Origin of the sequence: Bacillus testis (assembly GCF_001243895.1) — a bacterium.
Classification (GTDB): Bacteria; Bacillota; Bacilli; order Bacillales; family DSM-1321; genus Bacillus_AD; species Bacillus_AD testis.
Map to the genome: position 1 here is coordinate 2,643,189 of NZ_LN851186.1, position 19,339 is coordinate 2,662,527.

At 47.1% G+C, this 19,339-nt stretch carries 20 protein-coding genes; 3 read left to right on the forward strand and 17 right to left on the reverse strand.

All coding sequences use genetic code 11. The features are described from left to right. Positions 1-59: 59 nt before the first annotated feature. Together BN1765_RS13270 and BN1765_RS13275 are read right to left on the reverse strand one after the other, a co-directional pair. Entirely contained in the window at positions 60-1,736 is a 1,677-nt protein-coding gene (locus BN1765_RS13270) for a hypothetical protein (protein WP_050615580.1), read from the reverse strand. Positions 1,737-1,881: 145 nt separating this feature from the next. After that, complete coding sequence (locus BN1765_RS13275) at positions 1,882-2,799, reverse strand: AEC family transporter (protein WP_050615581.1); 918 nt, start codon at positions 2,797-2,799, stop codon at positions 1,882-1,884. A 225-nt stretch (positions 2,800-3,024) separates the two neighbouring features. On the opposite strand from BN1765_RS13275, the gene BN1765_RS13280 reads away from it, so the two are divergent. Further along, a complete protein-coding gene (locus BN1765_RS13280) occupies positions 3,025-3,999 on the forward strand; it encodes a bile acid:sodium symporter family protein (protein WP_050615582.1) in 975 nt (324 codons plus the stop codon). A 336-nt stretch (positions 4,000-4,335) separates the two neighbouring features. Here the strand turns inward: BN1765_RS13280 and BN1765_RS13285 are convergent, their stop codons facing one another. The 15 genes from BN1765_RS13285 to BN1765_RS13345 all read right to left on the reverse strand — a co-directional run bounded on the left by BN1765_RS13285 (position 4,336) and on the right by BN1765_RS13345 (position 16,191). After that, positions 4,336-4,548 carry a hypothetical protein gene (locus BN1765_RS13285; RefSeq protein WP_050615583.1) on the reverse strand — a complete coding sequence of 71 codons (213 nt, stop codon included), beginning with the start codon at positions 4,546-4,548 and terminating at the stop codon, positions 4,336-4,338. A gap of 350 nt (positions 4,549-4,898) precedes the next feature. Then, positions 4,899-5,165: a CotD family spore coat protein gene (locus tag BN1765_RS19600; protein WP_075050809.1), complete on the reverse strand. Its 267-nt coding sequence runs from the start codon at positions 5,163-5,165 to the stop codon at positions 4,899-4,901. Between the two features lie 189 nt (positions 5,166-5,354). After that, entirely contained in the window at positions 5,355-5,969 is a 615-nt protein-coding gene (locus BN1765_RS13290; RefSeq protein WP_050615584.1) for a precorrin-2 dehydrogenase/sirohydrochlorin ferrochelatase family protein, read from the reverse strand. Further along, positions 5,957-6,709, reverse strand: a complete 753-nt coding sequence (locus BN1765_RS13295; protein ID WP_050615585.1) for a sirohydrochlorin chelatase — start codon at positions 6,707-6,709, stop codon at positions 5,957-5,959. The genes BN1765_RS13290 and BN1765_RS13295 overlap by 13 nt, the downstream gene beginning before the upstream one ends. A gap of 5 nt (positions 6,710-6,714) precedes the next feature. Further along, complete coding sequence (gene cobA, locus BN1765_RS13300) at positions 6,715-7,503, reverse strand: uroporphyrinogen-III C-methyltransferase (protein ID WP_050615586.1); 789 nt, start codon at positions 7,501-7,503, stop codon at positions 6,715-6,717. A 5-nt stretch (positions 7,504-7,508) separates the two neighbouring features. Then, positions 7,509-7,724 carry a DUF3906 family protein gene (locus tag BN1765_RS13305; protein ID WP_050615587.1) on the reverse strand — a complete coding sequence of 72 codons (216 nt, stop codon included), beginning with the start codon at positions 7,722-7,724 and terminating at the stop codon, positions 7,509-7,511. Continuing rightward, complete coding sequence (locus BN1765_RS13310; protein ID WP_050615588.1) at positions 7,708-9,339, reverse strand: nitrite/sulfite reductase; 1,632 nt, start codon at positions 9,337-9,339, stop codon at positions 7,708-7,710. The genes BN1765_RS13305 and BN1765_RS13310 overlap by 17 nt, the downstream gene beginning before the upstream one ends. Positions 9,340-9,351: 12 nt before the next feature. Beyond that, on the reverse strand, positions 9,352-9,951 hold the full coding sequence (cysC, locus tag BN1765_RS13315; RefSeq protein ID WP_050615589.1) for an adenylyl-sulfate kinase: 600 nt from the start codon (positions 9,949-9,951) through the stop codon (positions 9,352-9,354). A gap of 11 nt (positions 9,952-9,962) precedes the next feature. Beyond that, complete coding sequence (gene sat, locus BN1765_RS13320) at positions 9,963-11,108, reverse strand: sulfate adenylyltransferase (RefSeq protein WP_050615590.1); 1,146 nt, start codon at positions 11,106-11,108, stop codon at positions 9,963-9,965. Between the two features lie 15 nt (positions 11,109-11,123). Next, a complete protein-coding gene (locus BN1765_RS13325; protein ID WP_050615591.1) occupies positions 11,124-11,855 on the reverse strand; it encodes a phosphoadenylyl-sulfate reductase in 732 nt (243 codons plus the stop codon). Between the two features lie 90 nt (positions 11,856-11,945). Beyond that, complete coding sequence (locus BN1765_RS20490) at positions 11,946-12,101, reverse strand: YezD family protein (RefSeq protein ID WP_261797572.1); 156 nt, start codon at positions 12,099-12,101, stop codon at positions 11,946-11,948. Between the two features lie 174 nt (positions 12,102-12,275). Next, the gene (locus BN1765_RS13330; protein WP_050615592.1) at positions 12,276-13,343 is read right to left on the reverse strand and encodes a sulfate/molybdate ABC transporter ATP-binding protein; all 1,068 of its coding nucleotides are present in this window, start codon (positions 13,341-13,343) and stop codon (positions 12,276-12,278) included. Between the two features lie 15 nt (positions 13,344-13,358). Continuing rightward, positions 13,359-14,240, reverse strand: coding sequence for a sulfate ABC transporter permease subunit CysW (cysW, locus tag BN1765_RS13335; RefSeq protein WP_082195475.1), 882 nt, complete (start codon positions 14,238-14,240; stop codon positions 13,359-13,361). Positions 14,241-14,251: 11 nt separating this feature from the next. Beyond that, entirely contained in the window at positions 14,252-15,025 is a 774-nt protein-coding gene (gene cysT / locus BN1765_RS13340) for a sulfate ABC transporter permease subunit CysT (RefSeq protein ID WP_050616775.1), read from the reverse strand. Between the two features lie 53 nt (positions 15,026-15,078). Next, positions 15,079-16,191: a sulfate ABC transporter substrate-binding protein gene (locus BN1765_RS13345; protein ID WP_082195476.1), complete on the reverse strand. Its 1,113-nt coding sequence runs from the start codon at positions 16,189-16,191 to the stop codon at positions 15,079-15,081. 363 nt (positions 16,192-16,554) lie between these two features. Here BN1765_RS13345 and BN1765_RS13350 point away from each other — a divergent pair, with 363 nt between their 5' ends. Both BN1765_RS13350 and BN1765_RS13355 read left to right on the forward strand, forming a co-directional pair. Then, positions 16,555-17,322, forward strand: coding sequence for an ABC transporter ATP-binding protein (locus BN1765_RS13350; RefSeq protein ID WP_050615593.1), 768 nt, complete (start codon positions 16,555-16,557; stop codon positions 17,320-17,322). Continuing rightward, on the forward strand, positions 17,312-19,324 hold the full coding sequence (locus tag BN1765_RS13355; RefSeq protein ID WP_050615594.1) for an FtsX-like permease family protein: 2,013 nt from the start codon (positions 17,312-17,314) through the stop codon (positions 19,322-19,324). The genes BN1765_RS13350 and BN1765_RS13355 overlap by 11 nt, the downstream gene beginning before the upstream one ends. Positions 19,325-19,339: the final 15 nt, after the last annotated feature.

Below are 19,339 nucleotides of genomic sequence, written 5' to 3' on the forward strand. Positions count from 1 at the left end.
CCGAGAAAAAATCTTCCTTACTCTTTTTAACTTTGGAACAGCTACCAGACTATTTGCCGCTAGCCAATTTTACTCAGTTCATCCAGGAAGGCTGGCCGTGTACGGTATGTGGCTGCCAGGCTTTCCTTCACCTGTTGCGCCACTTCGTCCCCGCATGCTTTTTTGCAGCGTTTGATCAGCTTGCACACATTTCTGTACTGGTTCCTATTGCTGGAGTTGCTCGCTTCATCTTCAATATAATGTATGAACAGCGCAGCTACCTTTTCCGGATGGACATCAAGCAAAGATGGATATAACTGTTCGATGAAAGCCGGGCTCTTCTGGCAAAGATTAAGCATTTTCTCATACAACTTTTCTTCTTTTAAGATCTTGAGATAGACAGATGAAGAACCGTTCTTCGTTTCGAAATGCTCCACAATTCCTGCAAGGATTTCGGGCCACTCCTCCATTGTATACAGTTTCTTCAGCCGAACGAAATACTCATACCCGTCCCACTCTCTATAGAGGAGTTCCAATAGCGTTTCGCGAAGCTTATGGGATTCACCGAGACGCTCATACGCCTGCAGCGCATATTTCTTCCATTGCCAAACAAACGAGAGCGAAGCGCCTTCCAGACTTTGCCCTTCCTCGCAAAGCCGAATAACTTCCCGGTCATTTCCTTCATTAGCATAATAAGAGATGGCGAGTTCTCTAATGGAGTTGTATTGTAAATGCTCAAGTAAGAACGCCAAAGAACGGGATTCCCCATCATACAGTTCAATCAGCTTATGCTGAAGAAGCAGCAATTGCTCTTTTTGAAAACTGGAATCCCAATCATCATCGATGGGCTGTTTCAGCATCTCTTCCAGATTATCTTCCAATCTCTGTCTTCGGCTAGGGACATCACAGAGGAATATAGTTGCCCGCAGGAGATCCATTTTCCAGTCGCTCCACTCTTCATATCGTTCATGCGAAGACTCCTTTAGAAGTTTAGTGAAAACCCGTTCCTTCATGGCTTCATCCATGCCGTTAACGCCATCTGTCACCGCCTCCTGCAAGATTGCAATACTTTCATAGATGGCCGCTCCTGGCTCGCCGCCTGAATCGTCACAATAGCCAAGCATATCAATAACGACAGCCAAACTGCTTAAGCACAGCTCAATCGCCCTTTCAGGTTCTTTCGTCGCCAATATCTGCGCTTTTCCAAGTATTTCATCGACTCCCTGCAGTGCAGCGCCGACGTCATCCCATTCGATAAAACCGTTCCATTTATATCGATTGATATACTCATACATCAATTGTTGATCCATTTCAATCGATTGATCCTTTATTCTCGGTTCCTCTCCGGTAAAGCGGCCAATAATTGACTGTCCAATATCAGGATGCTTTTCAGCAGCTTCCAATAGAAGTGAAGACAATTCTTCCTTTGAAAGTCCCTCAATCACATTTTTTAACTCATCCCCCACAGCAGCCTTGCCACCAGCTGCTACCCGTTCACGGATCAAATAAAAAACAGCTGCTTCATGCTTGCAGAATTCACCCCAATCATACGGACAATCACAATAAGAAGTGAGAATCGTTTGCTTGTTGCTATCAAGCTGTACATCCACAATATATTCATCAGAACCAGCGATTTCGGCAATAAAATGGCCTGGTTCGCTCTCTTCTAAGCTTTCAATCCTCCCTTTCCTGATATAATCCTGCCCGCGCGCAAGAATAACTTTTTCAATATACATTTCAAAGTCTGTTAACTTCATGATAAATCCTTTCTTCATGATTTAGTTAAAGCCATTATATCACGCTATCTGCTGACCTCTTAAGTATCAATCCGGTGAAATTAAAGATTTTATGGCGTACCAAGTAGCCCGTTAAGGCTTTCTTATCGGGCTGTTCGGTATTTGTTCATCCCAGCAAATAAGCGACGGCCGGCAACGTCAGGACAGATAACAATGTGGTCATTACCACATATTTGGAGGCAAGCGGTCCGGAAGAGCTGTACTGTTCGGCAAACACGACATTCATGGCGCCCGACGGCATGGCCGATGCGATGACGAGTACGCCGATGATGAGTGGGTCCTTGACGATCGGTAGCAGCAGCAGATAAGTCACAGCTGGAATCAGGAATAAGCGGATGGCAGAAAAAAGATAAACCTTGAAATCGATGAGAAAAGCACCGATTTTATTATCAGCCATCATCCCTCCTGTTATGAGCATGGATAACGGAGCTGTCAAGCCGCCCAGCGCATTCACCGCCCCGAAGATTGGTTTTGGCAAGGCAATATTGGCGACGAATAGGATGAAGCCGACGAATGTGGCAATTACTGCCGGGTTCAGGAAAAAGTCCTTCATCTGGATTGAGCTTTCCCCTTTGTTGCTGTATATAACGATCCCCAGTGTAAACAACAGAAACATGCAGACCGTATTATAGCTGACGAGCATCAGAATCCCTTCATTCCCGAACAACGAACCGATAATCGGAATGCCGATGAATAAAATATTCGAGAAAGTGCAGCAGCCAATCCATATTTTCCGTTCGACATGCTGGATTCGAAACAATCGCGTGAGTGCGATTCCGATCAGGAATGCCACGATTGTCATCAGCAGCGAAACAATGAGCGTTACTCCTACTTTTTTCAGCAGCTGTGGCGTATATGGAGTCTGGAGGCTGATGATGATGGCAGCAGGCAAAGCCACCAATGTCAATACCTTTGACAGACCGTCCATATTGGAGGTGTTCATCACTCTACTCTTCCGCAATGCGTAACCGACAATCATGAAAATTAATAGAATAGTATTTTCGTTCAATACTTTATAAAACATGTATTACGTTCATCCCCTATATATCTAGCAATAAAGACTCTTGTTGCTTCTAATTTGAACCAGCTATTATTTTCTCACTTTAACGCGTGAAAAGGAAGGTTCAATTACGAAAAAAGCCCCTTTTTCTCCTAAGATTTATAGGCACGGAATATTATTTTAAATATTGTATTTATTCTGAAAATATACTATACTTAGCACCATTACTTTAAAGAATGGAGGCGCTATATGAAAACATTGGAACGTTTCAGCCAGTTTGTCAGCAGTACGTTTGCCATCTGGGTTCTGCTTTTTGCTGTTCTTGCATACTTTTCCCCCTCTGCCTTCACATGGATTGGGCCTTATATCGTAACATTATTGGGGATTATTATGTTCGGAATGGGACTCACCCTGTCAGCGGATGACTTTAAAGAAGTATTCAAGCGCCCGAAGGATGTCATGATCGGCGTGGTCGGCCAATTTTTGATCATGCCAGGCTTGGCATTCCTCTTGGCTAAGGGATTGAATCTTTCCCCTGAAATTGCCGTCGGAGTTATTCTTGTCGGTTGCTGCCCGGGCGGTACGGCTTCAAATGTCATGACCTTCCTAGCAAAAGGCGACGTGGCTTTATCGGTCGCCATTACTTCCGTTACAACCATCCTGGCACCAGTCATAACGCCTGCTTTGATTTATCTTTTGGCGAGCGAATGGCTCGAAGTAAGCCCGTCCAGTCTGTTCATATCGATTGTCAAGGTCGTCATCATTCCGATTGCGCTCGGCTTTATCGTAAAAAAACTGTTCCGCCGCCAGGCACAGGCAAGCGTCAAAGTATTGCCGCTCGTATCCGTCATCGGCATTGTCGCGATTGTAGCTGCAGTCGTTGCCGGCAACCAGGCACAGATCGCCAAAACAGGCTTGGCCATCTTCGCTGTCGTCATGCTGCATAATCTGCTGGGCTATATCATCGGTTATTTATTCGGCAAACTGTTCCGATTGGATTTGTCTAAAAAGAAAGCGGTCGCCATCGAAGTCGGCATGCAGAACTCCGGGCTAGGCGCTGCATTGGCGGCAGCTCATTTTTCTCCGCTCGCCGCTGTTCCGAGTGCCATCTTTTCCGTTTGGCATAACATTTCCGGCCCTATTCTTGCCACGATATTCAGCAAGATGAAAGAGAAACAGGAAAGCCCTGCCCCGTCAGGAAAGGATAGAGAGAATATCGCATAGTCGGCAGAACCTGCAGGAAATCGCCTGCAGGCTTTTTTGCCTTTCTAATTTTCAAATAATCTTTTTTTACATCGGATTAAAAATAGAGTGATTGGCAGCTTGAAGCGGAAACTGCCGAGCTGGTTTTGGAATGGCTTATCCAAGAAATGCGAAAGATCAGCTATTTATTATCGTTACCTGCAAGTCTGCAGACATTTAAAGAACTCGAAGCGCATTTGCTTGAAATATCCCAATCTACGGCATTTAGCAATGCTTGCCGATCAACTACAGGTGAGACGGCCTGTTTAATGGCGGCAAGAAAGACTCCTGTACAGCAGGAGCCTTTCTTGTCCATACTTAGTTATTGTGTGAATAAGTAGTTTCCTTCGAAAGTAGATGGTTCACACTTAGGTCTATAGCCCGTTTCTCGACTTTGTCCCTTCCGACTCCGATTTCCTTGCCCTCGCCTCCGACATACTCTGCAAGCGAAAGATAATCGCCATCCACCGTTCTGTACGTAGTGCAACCGATCGGTTCTTTATCCTTCATGTAAACTACACTTGTTCCCATGGCAAGGCCACCTCCAGTTGAACGAATTTAATCTTCGTTCCTTTTTTACCCCGCTTCTGCACTTATACACATCTTTAGACTCATTTCCTTTGACTTATATGATGGATTTTTGCTCTTTCTCCCTCTTCAAGTATTCAGAGAGTGACAGCATTTTTTCTTGAAATGGATGATTTTTTGGAGGAGCTTACATTTGGCGACCTGAAGATTCGTGGACTGGAGGGTGGTTCGGACATAAGGCAGGTCTTTCGCCAAAGCGAGCTGCAATAGATCAATTAATAGAGTAGAAGACGAGGAACAAATTCGCCTTCACCAGAAAAAAAGAAAAGGCATCGTAAAGGATGCCAATTAGATTACCACCAACCCCGGTTCCTTCTGCAACAACGATCTCGGTGATGTTTCCCACAGCCGCGGTCATCACCCTCTACAATTGTTTCACATACATCTCGCTCATACACTGGATAACAATGTTTGTGCTTAATCACTGTTCGGTGTACATTAATAATCTCTTTAGGATGGATGTGTTTAATAACCTTTTCCCTTGTGTGCGTATTAACAACTGTTTCTGTTGGACAAGTAATAACTTCTTCTTCCCGGTTGCGATTCTCTCTACGTCCCATACGCCAAACCACCTTTCATTATGATAATTTATTGTATGTAAGGATGTAGGAGTTTGTCTTAGATGAAATGCCTATTTAACAAGGCAAAAGAAATAACACCCTATCTTTAAGCTTTTACAAGAAGAGACGCTATCTGTATGACGGCCATTCACTTGCAAAAAAAAGCCTTTCCCCGCCAAGGAGAAAAGCTTATGGCAATACGCCGGAAGAAAGCTCAGCCAGCTTGCTGGCCCTTCTTTCCTGATCCAGCCGGTAACAATCATCCAGCACTTCTTGGAGGATGGCCTGCTTGTCATTCCATGCCATCCCCGATTCCTTCACAATCTTACGGACATCGGCCAGAAAGGATGTATAGCTATTCCATGATTCGTCAAACTGTTCTTCAAGCTGCTGCTTAAGCTTGCGTGTCAGTTTCGGGCTTGCGCCGTTCGAGCTGACAGCTATCTGCAGATGGCCACGCCGGACCGTTGCCGGGAAAATGACATTGCCTTCATCCTGTTCATCCACTACGCACACAAGGCGGTCGGGCGGGATGCACTTCGCCCAGTAGGCATTCGCCTCTCGGTCATTCGTGGCCAGAATGACGAGCAGAGCGCCTTCAAAATCAGCGTAAGTCGCTATCCTTTCTACCAACGCGTATCCTTCTTTTTCGGCCAAGTTCCTTACTTCCTCTGAAAAAGCAGGCGCGATAAATGTAATCAGCGCTTCTTCAGCAGCTAATGTATGCGCCTTTCTTGCGGCAATTCTCCCACCGCCAACTATCACCACGTTCTTTCCTCTCAAGTCTATGATCAATGGCTGCATATGCGTTCTTCCTCCCCTGCAGCTGTTGCCTTTTCGATCATGATCCGTTTTATGCTCTCATGCCTGCTGAGAGCTCCTGTTTGCAAGATGTTTTGTCTTGCTTGTTTTCTTTTTGCGACTTCCCTTTCCACTTCCGTTAGAAGAAGCCCCGGGAATAAGAGATAGGGCACGACGATTACCTTACCGGAACAATGATGCGATATTTCTTCAATCCCTTGTTGAAAAAACGGACCCGATGCTGCAAGATAACAGACTGCCACAGCAGAAATACCGCTCCGCTGCTTGATCCCGTCTTCTATTCTCTTAAACTCGCTTCGGATGGAGGCGTCAGAGCTCCCCCGGCCGACAATCAAAATCCGGTCCTCCTGGGACAGGCGGCCGGCCTCCTCGATTATGGACTCCATCATCGCATCCAAAATGGTACTTTGGACGCCGAATGGTTCCTCCATATGGACATCCAGCAGAGGATATTTCTTTTTCAAAGGTTTCAGTGCCGCAGGAATATCTACTTTGATATGGCCGGCTGTCAAAAGAAATAACGGAACAACCGCCAGGCTCGTAGCCCCCCTGGCAACGCACCGTTCAAACCCTGCTGCGATATCCGGTTCGGTCAATTCAAGGAATGCTATTTCCTGGATGGGGACATTAATTTCAGGGATGATTCCTTCCAGGAACCTTTTCATTTCCTTTGCACCATGCTTCGACCTCGTTCCATGGCCGACATATAGAATCGCCTTCATCGCTCTCATCCTCCCTTTGATTGGATAGCCGGCATATTCGGCAGGATTTCTTCCTCGAACCAATTCAGTTTGCGGTGCAAAGTGACGACCTCGCCGATGATGATGATACTCGGATTGGATACACCCGCTTCCTTGCCCTGTTCTTCGATGGTTGAAAGCGTGCCGGCTACAGTCCTTTGGCTGTCATGGTGGGTCCCCCAATGGATAAGGGCGGCCGGCGTATCCGGCGATTTGCCATTTTCCACAAGGTTCGATATGATGCCCGGCAAATGGGTGATGCCCATATAGATGCAGATTGTATCCACCGCCTTCGCCAAATGGGCCCATTGGTGGTCGGCGGCTCCATCGCCTGCTTGATGGCCGGTGATGAACGCAAAGCTTCTGCTTAGCGTCCGGTGTGTCACAGGGATGCCTGCATAGGCCGGCGCCGCGATACCGGCCGTGATGCCCGGCACGACCTCATAATCGACCCCTTGTTCGGCAAGGGCCTCAGCTTCTTCCCCGCCCCGTCCGAAAACAAATGGGTCGCCGCCTTTGAGCCTAACGACTTGCAATCCTTTTTTCGCGTATTTCACCAAAAAACGATTGATGGTTTCCTGTTTCATCGTGTGATAATGGGGCAGCTTGCCGCAATAGACAAGCTGCGCGTCCTGTTTCGCTTCCTTCAAAAGGCTTGCGTTCACCAAGCGGTCATACAGAATGACATCCGCTTGCTTGAGGCAACGGAGCCCCTTAACGGTCAATAGATCAGGGTCTCCGGGCCCGGCGCCCACCAAATAGACTTTCCCGCTCATTCTGATCACCCTTTCTCATCTTCATCCAGAATATAGCCGCTCTGTTTGCCAAGCCGTTTCTTTTCCCTCAAGGTAACTCCTTGGACAGACGGATTCCGAAGATAGAATTTCTCAAGCTCGACATCCAAATGTGCGAATGCCGCTTCATCATTTTCAGCGGTAATGATGGCTGTCACATCCTTATGGCCGAGGCTGACGTCGAATCTATAGAGATATGCCATCAAGTTCCGCCTCCAATATGGCATCGAATGCTTGCTGAAAAGCTGGAAGTCCGGCGCGCTGGACAAAATCAAAAAAGGATTCCCCGGCTGCTTTTTCCCCCTTGAAATAAAGAAGCAATTGTTCAAGGACTGCCTGCAGATGGTCGCTCGGCACTTTTCCTTGCAGCTTCTCATTGAATTTGCCGCCGGCGTTCAAAGTTCCGCCCACATATATTTCATAGGCGTCGATTCTTTTCTTATCCTTGGTCCGGACCTGGATACCCTGGATGCCGATATCGGCAATCTGCCGCTGGCCGCAGGAATTCGGGCAACCGATCATATGCATACGTACCGGAACATCCAATGTTATCTTTTCATCCAAGGCTTCTGCGATCAACCGCATCCGTTCCTTTGTTTCAACCAGCGCTAGGTTGCAATACTCAATGCCCGTGCAGGAGACGGCATGGCCGATAAAGGAATTGGGATTGATGGTGATCCGTTTGAAAATCGGTTCGGCAAGCAGCTCATCGACGTACTCCGCGCGAATATTCGGCAGGATTAGGTTCTGCGAGTTGCATGTTCTTACCTCGCCGTTGCCATATTTGGCAGATATGCGGCTGATTTCAAACACTTCATCCGCGCTCAGGCGCCCAACCGGTACATTGAAGCCGAGAAATTTCAGCCCTTCCTGCTTTTGGTCATGCACTCCGTAGAAATAGCCGGCATTCCACTCCTGTGTCGGTTCCTCCCCTTTGGAAGGAAGCGGACCCGTATACTCCTCGATTTTTTTAAGAAACTTTTCCGGACCCCAATCGGCCACAAGGAACTTCAGCCGCGCCATATGCCTTTTTTCCCGATAACCGTAATCCCGGAAAATGGTCGTGACGGCGATGGCTACTTCCAGGGTCCGTTCAGGCAATACGAAAGCGTCCAGCGTCTTGGCAAGATGCGGGCGGGCCGACAAACCGCCGCCTACCTTCAAATGGAAGCCTTTCTTGATCTCCCCGTCGATTTCTTTTGTCGCCGGAGTGAAGGACAGGCAGTTGATTTCGGCATTGGCCGCATTTTTCAGATTCGTAGAGATCGACATCTTATATTTGCGGGGCAAATTCGAAAAATCTTCATTGTTCTGGAAGTAATCATAAACTTCCTTCACGATTGCCCGCGTATCGAATAATTCATCGGGATCGATGCCGGCGATCGGATTTCCGACAATCGTCCGTGTGATATCGCCGCATGCCCCGATGCTTGAAAGGCCCACTGCTTTAAGTCTTGAAAAGATATCCGGTATCTGCTCGATCTCAAGCCAGTGGAATTGGATGGCTTGGCGGGTAGTGATATCGAAAACGCCCCTTCCGTAATCGCGCGCAATCCCTGCCAGCGCATTCACCTGGTCATTGGTCAATATGCCTGAAGGAACATTGACGCGCATCATGAAATATCCCGCTTCTTTTGGGCGTTGAAGATACAGGCCGGCCCATTTGAACAGATCCCACTGGTCCTTGGGAATCGATGCAAACCCATGCTCTGCATAATATGGAATATCCTCAAGTACTTTCAGTCCGTCTTTATTCAATTTCATCACTTCAGATTTATTCAGTTTTTCATTATCGGCCCAATGCTTGACGTATGCCAAGATGCCCACCTCCTATATAATTCTGCGGTCGATTAGATATTGTTTGATTTCCTTGACAGCTTCCTCTACCGACAGTTGATCGGAGCGGATGGTGATTTCCGGCGCATCAGGCTCTTCATAGGGAGAGTCGATTCCGGTAAAATCTTTGATTTCTCCGCTCCTTGCTTTTGCATAGAGCTGTTTGGGGTCACGCCGCTCGCATTCCGCAAGCGGGCAATGGACATGCACTTCAATGAATTCGCCGTCTTCGAACATGGAGCGGACAGCATCCCGGTCCTTGCGGAAAGGCGAAATAAAGGCAGTTGCCACAATCGTTCCGCTGTCGACGAACAGCTTTGCCACCTCGCCGATCCGGCGGATATTCTCTGACCGGTCTTCATCGGAGAAACCAAGGTTCCGGTTCAGCCCATGGCGGATGTTGTCGCCATCCAGGACATATTCTGAGATGCGTTCCCGGTATAAATTTTGGGATAATGCATTGGCGATGGTCGATTTGCCTGATCCGGACAGCCCGGTGAACCAAAGCACGCAACTGCCGTGGCCGTTTTGGCTTCTGCGGTCGTTTTTGGTGACGGCCGCTTCATGCCAGGTGATATTCGTTGCCTGTTTCATGGCTAGCCTCCTTAACTATGTGTATGTTCCTTTAATCCTTCAATCAGTACATCTATGACTTCTTTGCGGCTGAATGTCGAAGGCGGCTGCTCGCCATTGCGCAGCATTTCCCTTACCTTTGTCCCTGAGAGAACCACACGCTCCTCTGGGCCGTGCGGACAGGTCTTTTCGGAAGCCATCCCTTCGCACGCATGGCAGTAAAAACTATTTTCAAAGAATAGCAGCTGAATGCCCAGTTCCTCTTGGCTGAATTGGCTGAAAATATGCTGGGCGTCATACGTTCCATAATAGTTGCCGACACCTGCATGGTCGCGGCCGACAATAAAATGGCTGCAGCCGAAGTTCTTGCGGACAATCGCGTGGAAGACGGCTTCACGCGGGCCGGCATATCTCATTGCGGCAGGATATACCCCCAATTGCACGCGGTCCTTCGGATAATAGTTCTCCAACAGCGCATGATAGCTTCGCAGCCTAATGTCAGCCGGTATATCGTCTTTTTTTGTCTCCCCCACCAACGGATTCAGAAACAATCCATCCACCGTCTCGAGCGCTGCTTTCTGGATATATTCATGCGCCCGGTGGACTGGGTTGCGCGTTTGGAAACCGACCACTGTGTTCCAGCCTTTTTCCCGGAACACTTCCCTTGTCTTCCGCGGTTCCAGCCAGGCTTCCTGGGCGTCTCCGTGGCCCGGCTTTTTGGTCAGCGTGATCTCTCCGGCCACATATACATCTCCCCGTGCAAACAAGCGGGCTACACCCGGATGGGCAAGGTCTTCCGTCCGATAGACGAAGCGGGCTTCCTTGGCCAAATCGGGCATGAACAGCTCAGAAATGGCGAGAACGCCATATACAACGCCATTATGGCTTAACTTCACGCTTTCTCCTTCAGATAGTTCCAATGCTTTCTCTTTGGTCACAGGCAAGGCGATTGGGATGCTCCATACAGTACCATCCTGCAGCCTCATATGTTCGACAACTGAATCATAATCAGCTTTGCCCATGAAACCCTCCAAAGGGCTGAACAGGCCGACTCCGATCAATTCAAGATCGCTCAAAGCGACAGCATCAATTTCTATTTCTTTTGAAATGGCCGCAGCATCAAACTGCGGGTTATAGGCAGAAATCAGTTTTCCGCCATGTGGTTCAGGCAAGCTCATTTCTTTCCATCCTTCCTATTTGGTATCTTGCTGGTCTTTTTCCTCTTGGACATGAAGTCCGCATTCTGTCTTGCCGCTGCCTTGCCAGCGCCCTTCTCTGCTGTCCCCTTCACTGGAGACAGGCTGTGTACAAGGAAAACAGCCGATGCTCGGATACCCTTGATCATGCAAGGAATTGTAAGGCAGCTCTTTTTCCTTGATATAGTACCAGACATCGTCCCATGTCCAATGGATGAGCGGACAAATCTTGATATTATTGAATTTGGCATCTTCGTTCAGGAATGCCGTTTTGGAACGCGAAAGGGATTGCTCCCTGCGTAAGCCGGAAATCCAGGCCTTCTTCCCTGCCAACGCTTCCTGCAACGGCAGGACCTTGCGGATATGGCAACAAGTATCCGGCTCCCTTTTCCAGAGGGCAGATCCATGCCTTTCCATCTGTTCATCCAATGTCAACGAAGGAAGTTTGCGTTCGATTCGCAATGCGGGGTACCTCGCCTCCACCGCTTCAATGACCTCATATGTTTCCGGGAAATGGAGACCCGTATCAAGGAAAACGATATGGGCGTCCTTCTTGATTTCCGTTAACAGATCAATCAGCACCATTGCCTCTGCACCGAAGCTTGAGGCATAGACAATTTGATCGGGCTCGTATGTCCGGTAAGCCCACTCCAACACTTTCCCGGCTCCTTTCAATAAATCCTCGGCGCCGAAGGATTCCGCCAGCCGCTGCAATTCGCCATTCGCCATGTATTCATCCCCTGTCGGTCATTTGTGGTACAAAAAAAGGCAGCCTTCCTCACCTGTCAGGTAAAAGAAGACCGCCTCTAGTTTGTCTAGTCAGCGGGCTTTATTTTGTTTAAGGCGAACCTTTTCATTTTTTTCGATTTGAATAACCTTACCGTCTTGGACGACCAATGTAATATTGCCGAACTTCAAGTTTGAAAGCATCACTTCAAGATGGTCGAATACGTACTTCCATTGAGATTGTTCCAGCTTGGTTCGCCTCCTTAAGCTTATAAAACCATAAATTCATAACCATTTAATAACATTAATCCTACCATACGCATAAGATTTGTCAATATTACTTTTGGTTGATTTTGTATAATTATAACTGCACGCTCTAAAGGAAATTTCCCCATAAGAACTTCCATAATGGACGGACAATCCCTAAATGACAAAATCCAAAAACACTTTCATTTCACGAGGGGTTACATATACCATATTCCCCTGCTCAAGCTCCAGATCCATGCTTTTTTCTTTAGGAATTTCAAGCTCGATTGTTTCTCCATTATCCTGTCTCTTCAACTCGACACGCACTGCCGGCCCAACCACGTGGACATATTCAACGGAAGCGGCGATGGATGACTTTTCAGTAGGATGCTTATCAATATTGAAATCATGCGGCCTCGTATAGCCCACCGCTTCTCCTTCTGTTTTGTCATGTTCCCCGCATACGTCAAGTGAATAGTTGCCTGTATGGAGTTTGCCATTTTTGATTCTTCCTGAAAAAGTGTTCACATTCCCTAAAAAATCATAGACAAACGGATTAGCAGGATGTTCATACACTTCGGACGGCGAGCCCACCTGTTCGATTCGGCCATTGTTCATGATCACAATCCGGTCGGCCACATCGAGGGCTTCTTCCTGATCGTGTGTGACAAACACACTGGTGATTGGAAAATCATTATGCAATTTTCGCAGCCATCGGCGTAAATCTTTTCTCACCTTCGCATCAAGCGCCCCAAACGGTTCATCAAGCAGAAGTACCTTCGGCTCGACGGCAAGCGAGCGGGCCAGCGCCACACGCTGCCGCTGGCCACCGGACAATTCACTAGGATAGCGGCCGCCGAATTCTTCCAGTTTGATCAACTGCAATAATTCTGTTACTTTTCTCTTGATTTCTTCTTTGCTGGGACGGTATTTCCGCGGCTTCACTTTCAAACCGTATGCGATGTTCTCGAAAATGGTCATATTGCGGAACAGCGCATAATGCTGGAAAACGAACCCTACCTTTCTTTCACCGATCCCTTTGTTCGATAAATCTGTCTGATCAAACAAGACTTTCCCCTCATCTGGAGCCTCTAGACCCGATATGATGCGCAGCAGCGACGTTTTTCCGGATCCCGATGGGCCGAGTAAAGCCACTAATTCGCCGCTTTTGATTTCCAAATCAATATCGTGAAGGATTTTGGCGTTCCCGAATGACTTCGAGATATGTTGGATAGAGATAGACAATTTTATTTCCCCTTTCTAACCGACTTTTTTCGACTTATACTTTCCTTTTTTCTCAATGAGGCTTTTCACGATTAAAGTCACGATGGCCATTAATGACATCAAAGATGCGACAGCGAAAGAGGCCGTGAATTGATATTCATTGTAAAGAATTTCGATATGCAAAGGCATTGTATTCGTCAGTCCACGGATATGCCCTGAAACAACCGAAACGGCACCGAATTCTCCGATTGCCCGTGCGTTGCACAGAATGATGCCATAGAATAATCCCCACTTGATATTCGGCAATGTCACCTTGAGGAACGTTTTCCAACCGCCCGCTCCGAGGACCAGGGAAGCTTCCTCCTCCGATGATCCTTGGCTCTGCATAAGCGGAATCAGCTCGCGGGCAACAAAGGGAAGCGTTACAAAAAGCGTTGCCAACACAATCCCCGGGACAGCAAACAGGATGGTTACATTCTGGTTTTGGAGCCAATGGCCGAGTGCACTGTTCTGCCCAAACAACAGGATGAAAATCAAACCGGCGATAACCGGCGAAACCGCAAATGGCAGGTCAATCAGTGTCAGCAACACATTCTTCCCGCGGAATTGGTATTTCGATATGGCCCAGGCAGCCGCCACGCCAAAGATGGCATTCAGCGGTACCACAATCAGAGCAACAGTCAGTGTCAGCTTAATGGCAGCCCAGGCATCCGGATGGGTGATGCTCGCTATATACAATTCTCCGCCTTTTTCGAACGCTTTGACGAAGATGGCTGCCAAAGGCAATACTAAAAACAATGCCATAAACAACAGCGCGACCGCAATCAGGATGATCCTCACCGCCAGAGGCTCCGTTGTACGGGAAACACTATGGGACTTCAGACCGGCATCTTGCCGGATTTCAGCTTGCGCGCTCATGTCTTCCCCCCTTACTTCATGAATTTCCTGCTCACAGCCCACTGCAGGATATTGATGCATAATAAAATAGTAAATGTCGCAACCAACATGACAGCCGCAATTGCCGTCGCACCGGCATAATCGTATTGCTCGAGCTTGGTCATGATGATGAGCGGCGCAATTTCCGTCTTGAAAGGCATATTTCCCGAGATAAAAACAACCGATCCATACTCTCCGAGTGAACGGGCAAACGACAAAGCAAAGCCTGTCAAAACAGCGGGCATCAGCTCAGGCAGAATGACTTTGCGGAATGTCTGCAACCGCGTTGCCCCCAATATGGAAGAAACCTCTTCCACTTCTTTTTCGATGCCTTCCAGGACAGGCTGGACGGTGCGCACCACAAACGGCAAGCCGATGAAAATGAGCGCCACCATGATACCGAGCGGTGTAAAAGCGATTTTGAAAGAAAACAACTGCCCGACCCAGCCATTCTCCGAATAGAGTGTCGCCAGCACAATGCCAGCCACAGCAGTGGGAAGCGCAAAAGGCAGATCGACAAGCGAATCCATCAACCGCTTTCCGGGAAACTCATATCGGCTAAGCACCCAGGCAATCAGGACGCCGAACACTCCATTGATGAAAGCGGCGGCAAATGCTGTCCCGAAACTGAGTTTATACGATGCCAACGCTCTGTCAGTCGTCACCGTCTCCCAAAAACCGCTCCATCCAAGGGAAAAAGAATGGACAAACACCATCGAAAGCGGAATGAGTACAAGTATGCCTATATATAAAACGGTAAAACCCATCGTCAAGCCAAAACCGGGAAGCACCGATTTTTTCTTTCCTGCAGATAAATTCCTCAATTCAACATCCCTACTTTTCCAAAGGGACAGCCTCGGTTCCAAACAGGCTCCCTCCCTTTATCCTTATTTCTGATAAATACGTCAAATGTCCCGCCGTCATCGAAATGGACCTTTTGCGCTTTTTCCCAGCCGCCGAATTGTTCATCGATTGTGACCAGATTGATTTTCGGGAATACATCCCTATATTTTTTTAAGATTTCTTCATTGCGCGGACGGTAGTAATTTTTCGCGGCAATCTCCTGTCCTTCCTCGCTGTAGAGATACTTCAGATAAGCGGTCGCCACTTCCTTCGTCCCTTTTTTGTCCGCCACCTTATCGATGACCGCTACAGGCGGTTCAGCCAGCATGGAAATGGAAGGGGCGACAATTTCAAACTTATCCTTGCCGAGTTCGTTGATCGACAAGAAAGCCTCATTTTCCCAGGCAATCAGAACATCGCCAATTCCCCGCTCCACAAACGTGGTCGTCGCACCGCGGGCCCCTGAATCCAGCACAGCTACATTGTTATACAGCTTTTTCACAAACTGCTTCACCTTCTTCTCCTCGCCGCCATACTTCTGGTCAGCATATGCCCAGGCCGCCAGGTAGTTCCAACGGGCTCCGCCGGATGTTTTCGGATTCGGCGTTATGACCGATACATCTTTCCGGATGAGGTCATCCCAATCCTCAATATGCTTCGGGTTCCCCTTTTTCACCAGGAACACGATGGTCGACGTATACGGAGTCGAATGATCCGGCAGCTTTTCTTTCCAGTCTTTCGATAGCAAGCCGCCGTCTGCAATCGCATCGATATCATACCCCAATGCCAGTGTGGCCACATCCGCCTGCAGGCCATCAATGATGGCGCGCCCTTGCTTACCTGAACCGCCATGCGACTGCTGGATTGTCACCTTTTGCCCCTTTTCCTTTTGCCAATGCTTGGCGAATGCTTCATTGTATTGCTGGTAAAGCTCTCTTGTCGGATCATATGATACATTCAAAAGTTCCACTGATTTCTTTGATGATGCCTTAGAGCCGCTTTCCGAAGCCCCATTCGATGCCTTAGAGCCACATGCGGACAGCATCCCCACCACTAATAGAAGTACAGTCAGCCATAACCACCTTTTCATCTTCATCCCCCATTCCTTTTGTTTGTCTATTTCCATCAGCTAAGAAAAAGAAAAAGGCTCCCAATCAGGGACTTGCAGTCATACTCGACTGCTACATCCACTAATCAAGAGCCTTCGGTTTTCCGATCAGCCAATAGCTAATTAACTTATACATTACTATATTACTGACTATTCCTAGTTGTCAACTGAGTTTAAATAGTTTTTGAAATTGAAGCCCTTCTTTTTTCTTTGTACATGGCTATTTTCGCTTTTCTCACTTCATTTACCTTACAATATTGTAAGGTAAATGAAACCTCAATCGATATTTGATTATTTAAATGAGCCATATAATTAAGGCATCAAATACAAAGGAGATTGATTGTGATGGGTACAGTACTTGCGGTTGAACGTATTGGGAAACAGTACGGAAAGAAAGGGATGGTTTCCAAAGCGCTGCACAATATCGGTTTTACAGTGGAGAAGGGAGAGTTTGTCGGGATCATGGGTCCCTCCGGCAGCGGCAAGACAACACTGCTTAATTGCATATCGACCATCGATAAAGTGACATCAGGGAGCATTTATATAAAAGGGCAGGACATCACCAAGCTGAAAGCAGGAAAGCTCGAGAAATTCCGCCGGGATGAGCTTGGTTTCATCTTCCAAGATTTCAATCTGCTGGATACACTGACAGCCACTGAAAATATTGCCATCGCCCTGACCATCCAAGGCAAAAAAGCAGGAGAGATTGACCGGCTCATCCGGGAAATGGCGGACAAATTAGAGATAACGGATGTATTGGGCAAATTCCCGTATCAAATGTCAGGAGGCCAAAAGCAACGGGTTGCCGCTGTCCGCGCCATGGTGACAAATCCGTCGCTCATACTGGCCGATGAACCGACCGGCGCCTTGGATTCTAAGTCATCCACTTTGCTGCTCGATTCTTTCGAAAAATTGAATAAAGACCTGCAGGCAACCATCTTAATGGTTACACATGATGCATTCACAGCAAGCTATGCGCACAGAATCCTCTTTATCAAAGATGGTACCCTTTATAAGGAGCTCGTGCGCGGCAACAAAACAAGAAAAGAATTCTTCCACTCCATTATCGACGTGGTAAGCAAACTGGGCGGTGACTCTAACGATGTATTTTAAACTAGCATACCGGAATGTAAAAAGAAGCCTTTCCGACTTTATGATCTACTTTTTGACGCTAACATTCGCTGTCTGTATTTTCTACAGCTTCAACTCGATATCCGCCCAGAAAGCCATGTTAGATCTGACGGAAAACAAAAGCCAAACGGTGGATAGCCTGATTCTATTGCTATCCTATGTGTCCGTGTTCGTTTCTGTGGTCCTTGGTTTTCTGATCCTGTATGCGAATAATTTCTTGATCAAGCGAAGAAAAAAAGAATTGGGTCTCTATATGACGTTAGGGATGGGCAAATATAAAATCTCCCGTATCCTCGTCAGCGAGACATTATTTGTCGGCATCCTGTCGCTGGCAGCAGGTCTTGCCATCGGCCTTCTGGCATCCCAAGGGTTATCCATTCTGACCGTAAAAATGTTCGAAGTAGATGTATCCAACTATCAATTCGTCATTTCGACAAAAGCAATTTGGAAAACGATTCTGTACTTCGGGATCATCTTTGTATTGGTCATGCTATTTAATGCCTTTACCATCACCAGATACAAACTGATCGACCTGTTGACTGCTTCCCGCAAAAACGAAAGTCTGAAGGTCCGCAAAACCTGGGTATCTATCATCCTATTCATCTTATCACTAGTCCTATTGGGCATTGCATACCGAACGGTCCTTGAATATGGTTTATTCTCTGGCGGCAAAAAAGTCCTGGTCAGTGTCACCCTAGGAGTCGCCGGCACATTCCTATTCTTCATGTCGCTGTCCGGCTTCGCCCTTAATCTGATCAAGCGCAACAAAAAAATCTATTATAGCAACATCAATATGTTCATATTGCGCCAGATTAATTCCAAGGTGAATACAACCTTTTTATCCATGTCCATCATTTGTATCATGCTATTCTTTACAATCGGCGTCTTGTCTACAGGATTCAGTATTAAGAATACGATGGAAAAAGGGCTTGATGCTGCTACTCCATATTCCGCCTCTGTCTTTACCTATACGATGGATGAAGACAAATCGACGAAAAATGTAGAAGAATTGCTTAAAGAGCACAAAGTAGATACACGTCAATATGAGCAATCCATAAGCTTTAACACCTATTATACGGGTGTGAACCAAGTGGCTTTACTGAAAAAATATCAAGACAACATAGCCGCACAGCTCTCTAAGGCCGTAAAGGAAATACCCTTGGTCGCCATCAAGCAATCCGATTATCGGAAGTTAGCAAATATGCAAGGGAAAAAGCCCGTCGACATCCCAAAAGACTCCGTCTGGCTGTTCTATAATATGGAAAATTTCCACAAAACAGTGGATAATCTGATTGATTCAGAGAAAAGCCTTACGATTAAGGGCAAATCATACAAAATTATCAATGACAAAGCGGATACGTTCTCTTACTCTAACAACTATTCGCCAGTTGATTCATTAGCGGTCGTGCTGCCCGATGAAGCCGTAAAAGACATGAGCGTCTATCAATCTACGTGGAATACAAACTATAAGAAAAATATCAAAAGCCATGATCAAGAAATTGTAGACAAGTTCGACAGCTTTAAAAATTGGGGCCCGGAAATGGAAAAACGGGGATATGCGATTAACGGAATCACAAAGACAGCCGCCTATGACAGTGCGGTAGGCACCTCTACCATCTTTGTTTTCCTGGGGATCTATATGGGCACCTTCTTCCTGATTGCAAGCGCAGCGATCCTTGCCCTCCAACAATTGTCGGAAGCAAGTGACAATGTCCTACGCTATTCTATGCTGAAAAAAATAGGGGTAACCAATCAAACTATAAACAGCTCCATCTTCAAACAGGTTGCCATTTACTTCCTGATGCCTTTATCATTGGCGATTGTCAATTCCTTCTTCGGCATAAAGGTCGTCAATGCAGCCGTCATGTTGTTCGGCAAAACAGATGTATTCCTGCCGTCCCTTATCACGGCCGGCGTGCTGATCCTCATCTACGGAGGTTATTTTCTCGCCACGTACGCAGGATATAAGAAGATTGTGAATTAATGTAGCGTTTATATG

What these genes read in the sequence shown, in the direction of transcription:
- BN1765_RS13285 (WP_050615583.1), bottom strand. Translation starts at nt 4,548, where the DNA reads ATGGGAACAAGTGTAGTTTACATGAAGGATAAAGAACCGATCGGTTGC.
- BN1765_RS13345 (WP_082195476.1), bottom strand. Translation starts at nt 16,191, where the DNA reads ATGAAAAGGTGGTTATGGCTGACTGTACTTCTATTAGTGGTGGGGATG.
- BN1765_RS13355 (WP_050615594.1), top strand. Translation starts at nt 17,312, where the DNA reads ATGTATTTTAAACTAGCATACCGGAATGTAAAAAGAAGCCTTTCCGAC.
- BN1765_RS13280 (WP_050615582.1), top strand. Translation starts at nt 3,025, where the DNA reads ATGAAAACATTGGAACGTTTCAGCCAGTTTGTCAGCAGTACGTTTGCC.
- cobA (WP_050615586.1), bottom strand. Translation starts at nt 7,503, where the DNA reads ATGAGCGGGAAAGTCTATTTGGTGGGCGCCGGGCCCGGAGACCCTGAT.
- BN1765_RS13275 (WP_050615581.1), bottom strand. Translation starts at nt 2,799, where the DNA reads ATGTTTTATAAAGTATTGAACGAAAATACTATTCTATTAATTTTCATG.
- cysW (WP_082195475.1), bottom strand. Translation starts at nt 14,240, where the DNA reads ATGAGCGCGCAAGCTGAAATCCGGCAAGATGCCGGTCTGAAGTCCCAT.
- BN1765_RS13295 (WP_050615585.1), bottom strand. Translation starts at nt 6,709, where the DNA reads ATGAAGGCGATTCTATATGTCGGCCATGGAACGAGGTCGAAGCATGGT.
- cysT (WP_050616775.1), bottom strand. Translation starts at nt 15,025, where the DNA reads ATGGGTTTTACCGTTTTATATATAGGCATACTTGTACTCATTCCGCTT.
- BN1765_RS13305 (WP_050615587.1), bottom strand. Translation starts at nt 7,724, where the DNA reads ATGGCATATCTCTATAGATTCGACGTCAGCCTCGGCCATAAGGATGTG.
- BN1765_RS19600 (WP_075050809.1), bottom strand. Translation starts at nt 5,165, where the DNA reads ATGGGACGTAGAGAGAATCGCAACCGGGAAGAAGAAGTTATTACTTGT.
- BN1765_RS13350 (WP_050615593.1), top strand. Translation starts at nt 16,555, where the DNA reads ATGGGTACAGTACTTGCGGTTGAACGTATTGGGAAACAGTACGGAAAG.
- sat (WP_050615590.1), bottom strand. Translation starts at nt 11,108, where the DNA reads ATGAGCTTGCCTGAACCACATGGCGGAAAACTGATTTCTGCCTATAAC.
- BN1765_RS13325 (WP_050615591.1), bottom strand. Translation starts at nt 11,855, where the DNA reads ATGGCGAATGGCGAATTGCAGCGGCTGGCGGAATCCTTCGGCGCCGAG.
- cysC (WP_050615589.1), bottom strand. Translation starts at nt 9,951, where the DNA reads ATGAAACAGGCAACGAATATCACCTGGCATGAAGCGGCCGTCACCAAA.
- BN1765_RS13270 (WP_050615580.1), bottom strand. Translation starts at nt 1,736, where the DNA reads ATGAAGTTAACAGACTTTGAAATGTATATTGAAAAAGTTATTCTTGCG.
- BN1765_RS13290 (WP_050615584.1), bottom strand. Translation starts at nt 5,969, where the DNA reads ATGCAGCCATTGATCATAGACTTGAGAGGAAAGAACGTGGTGATAGTT.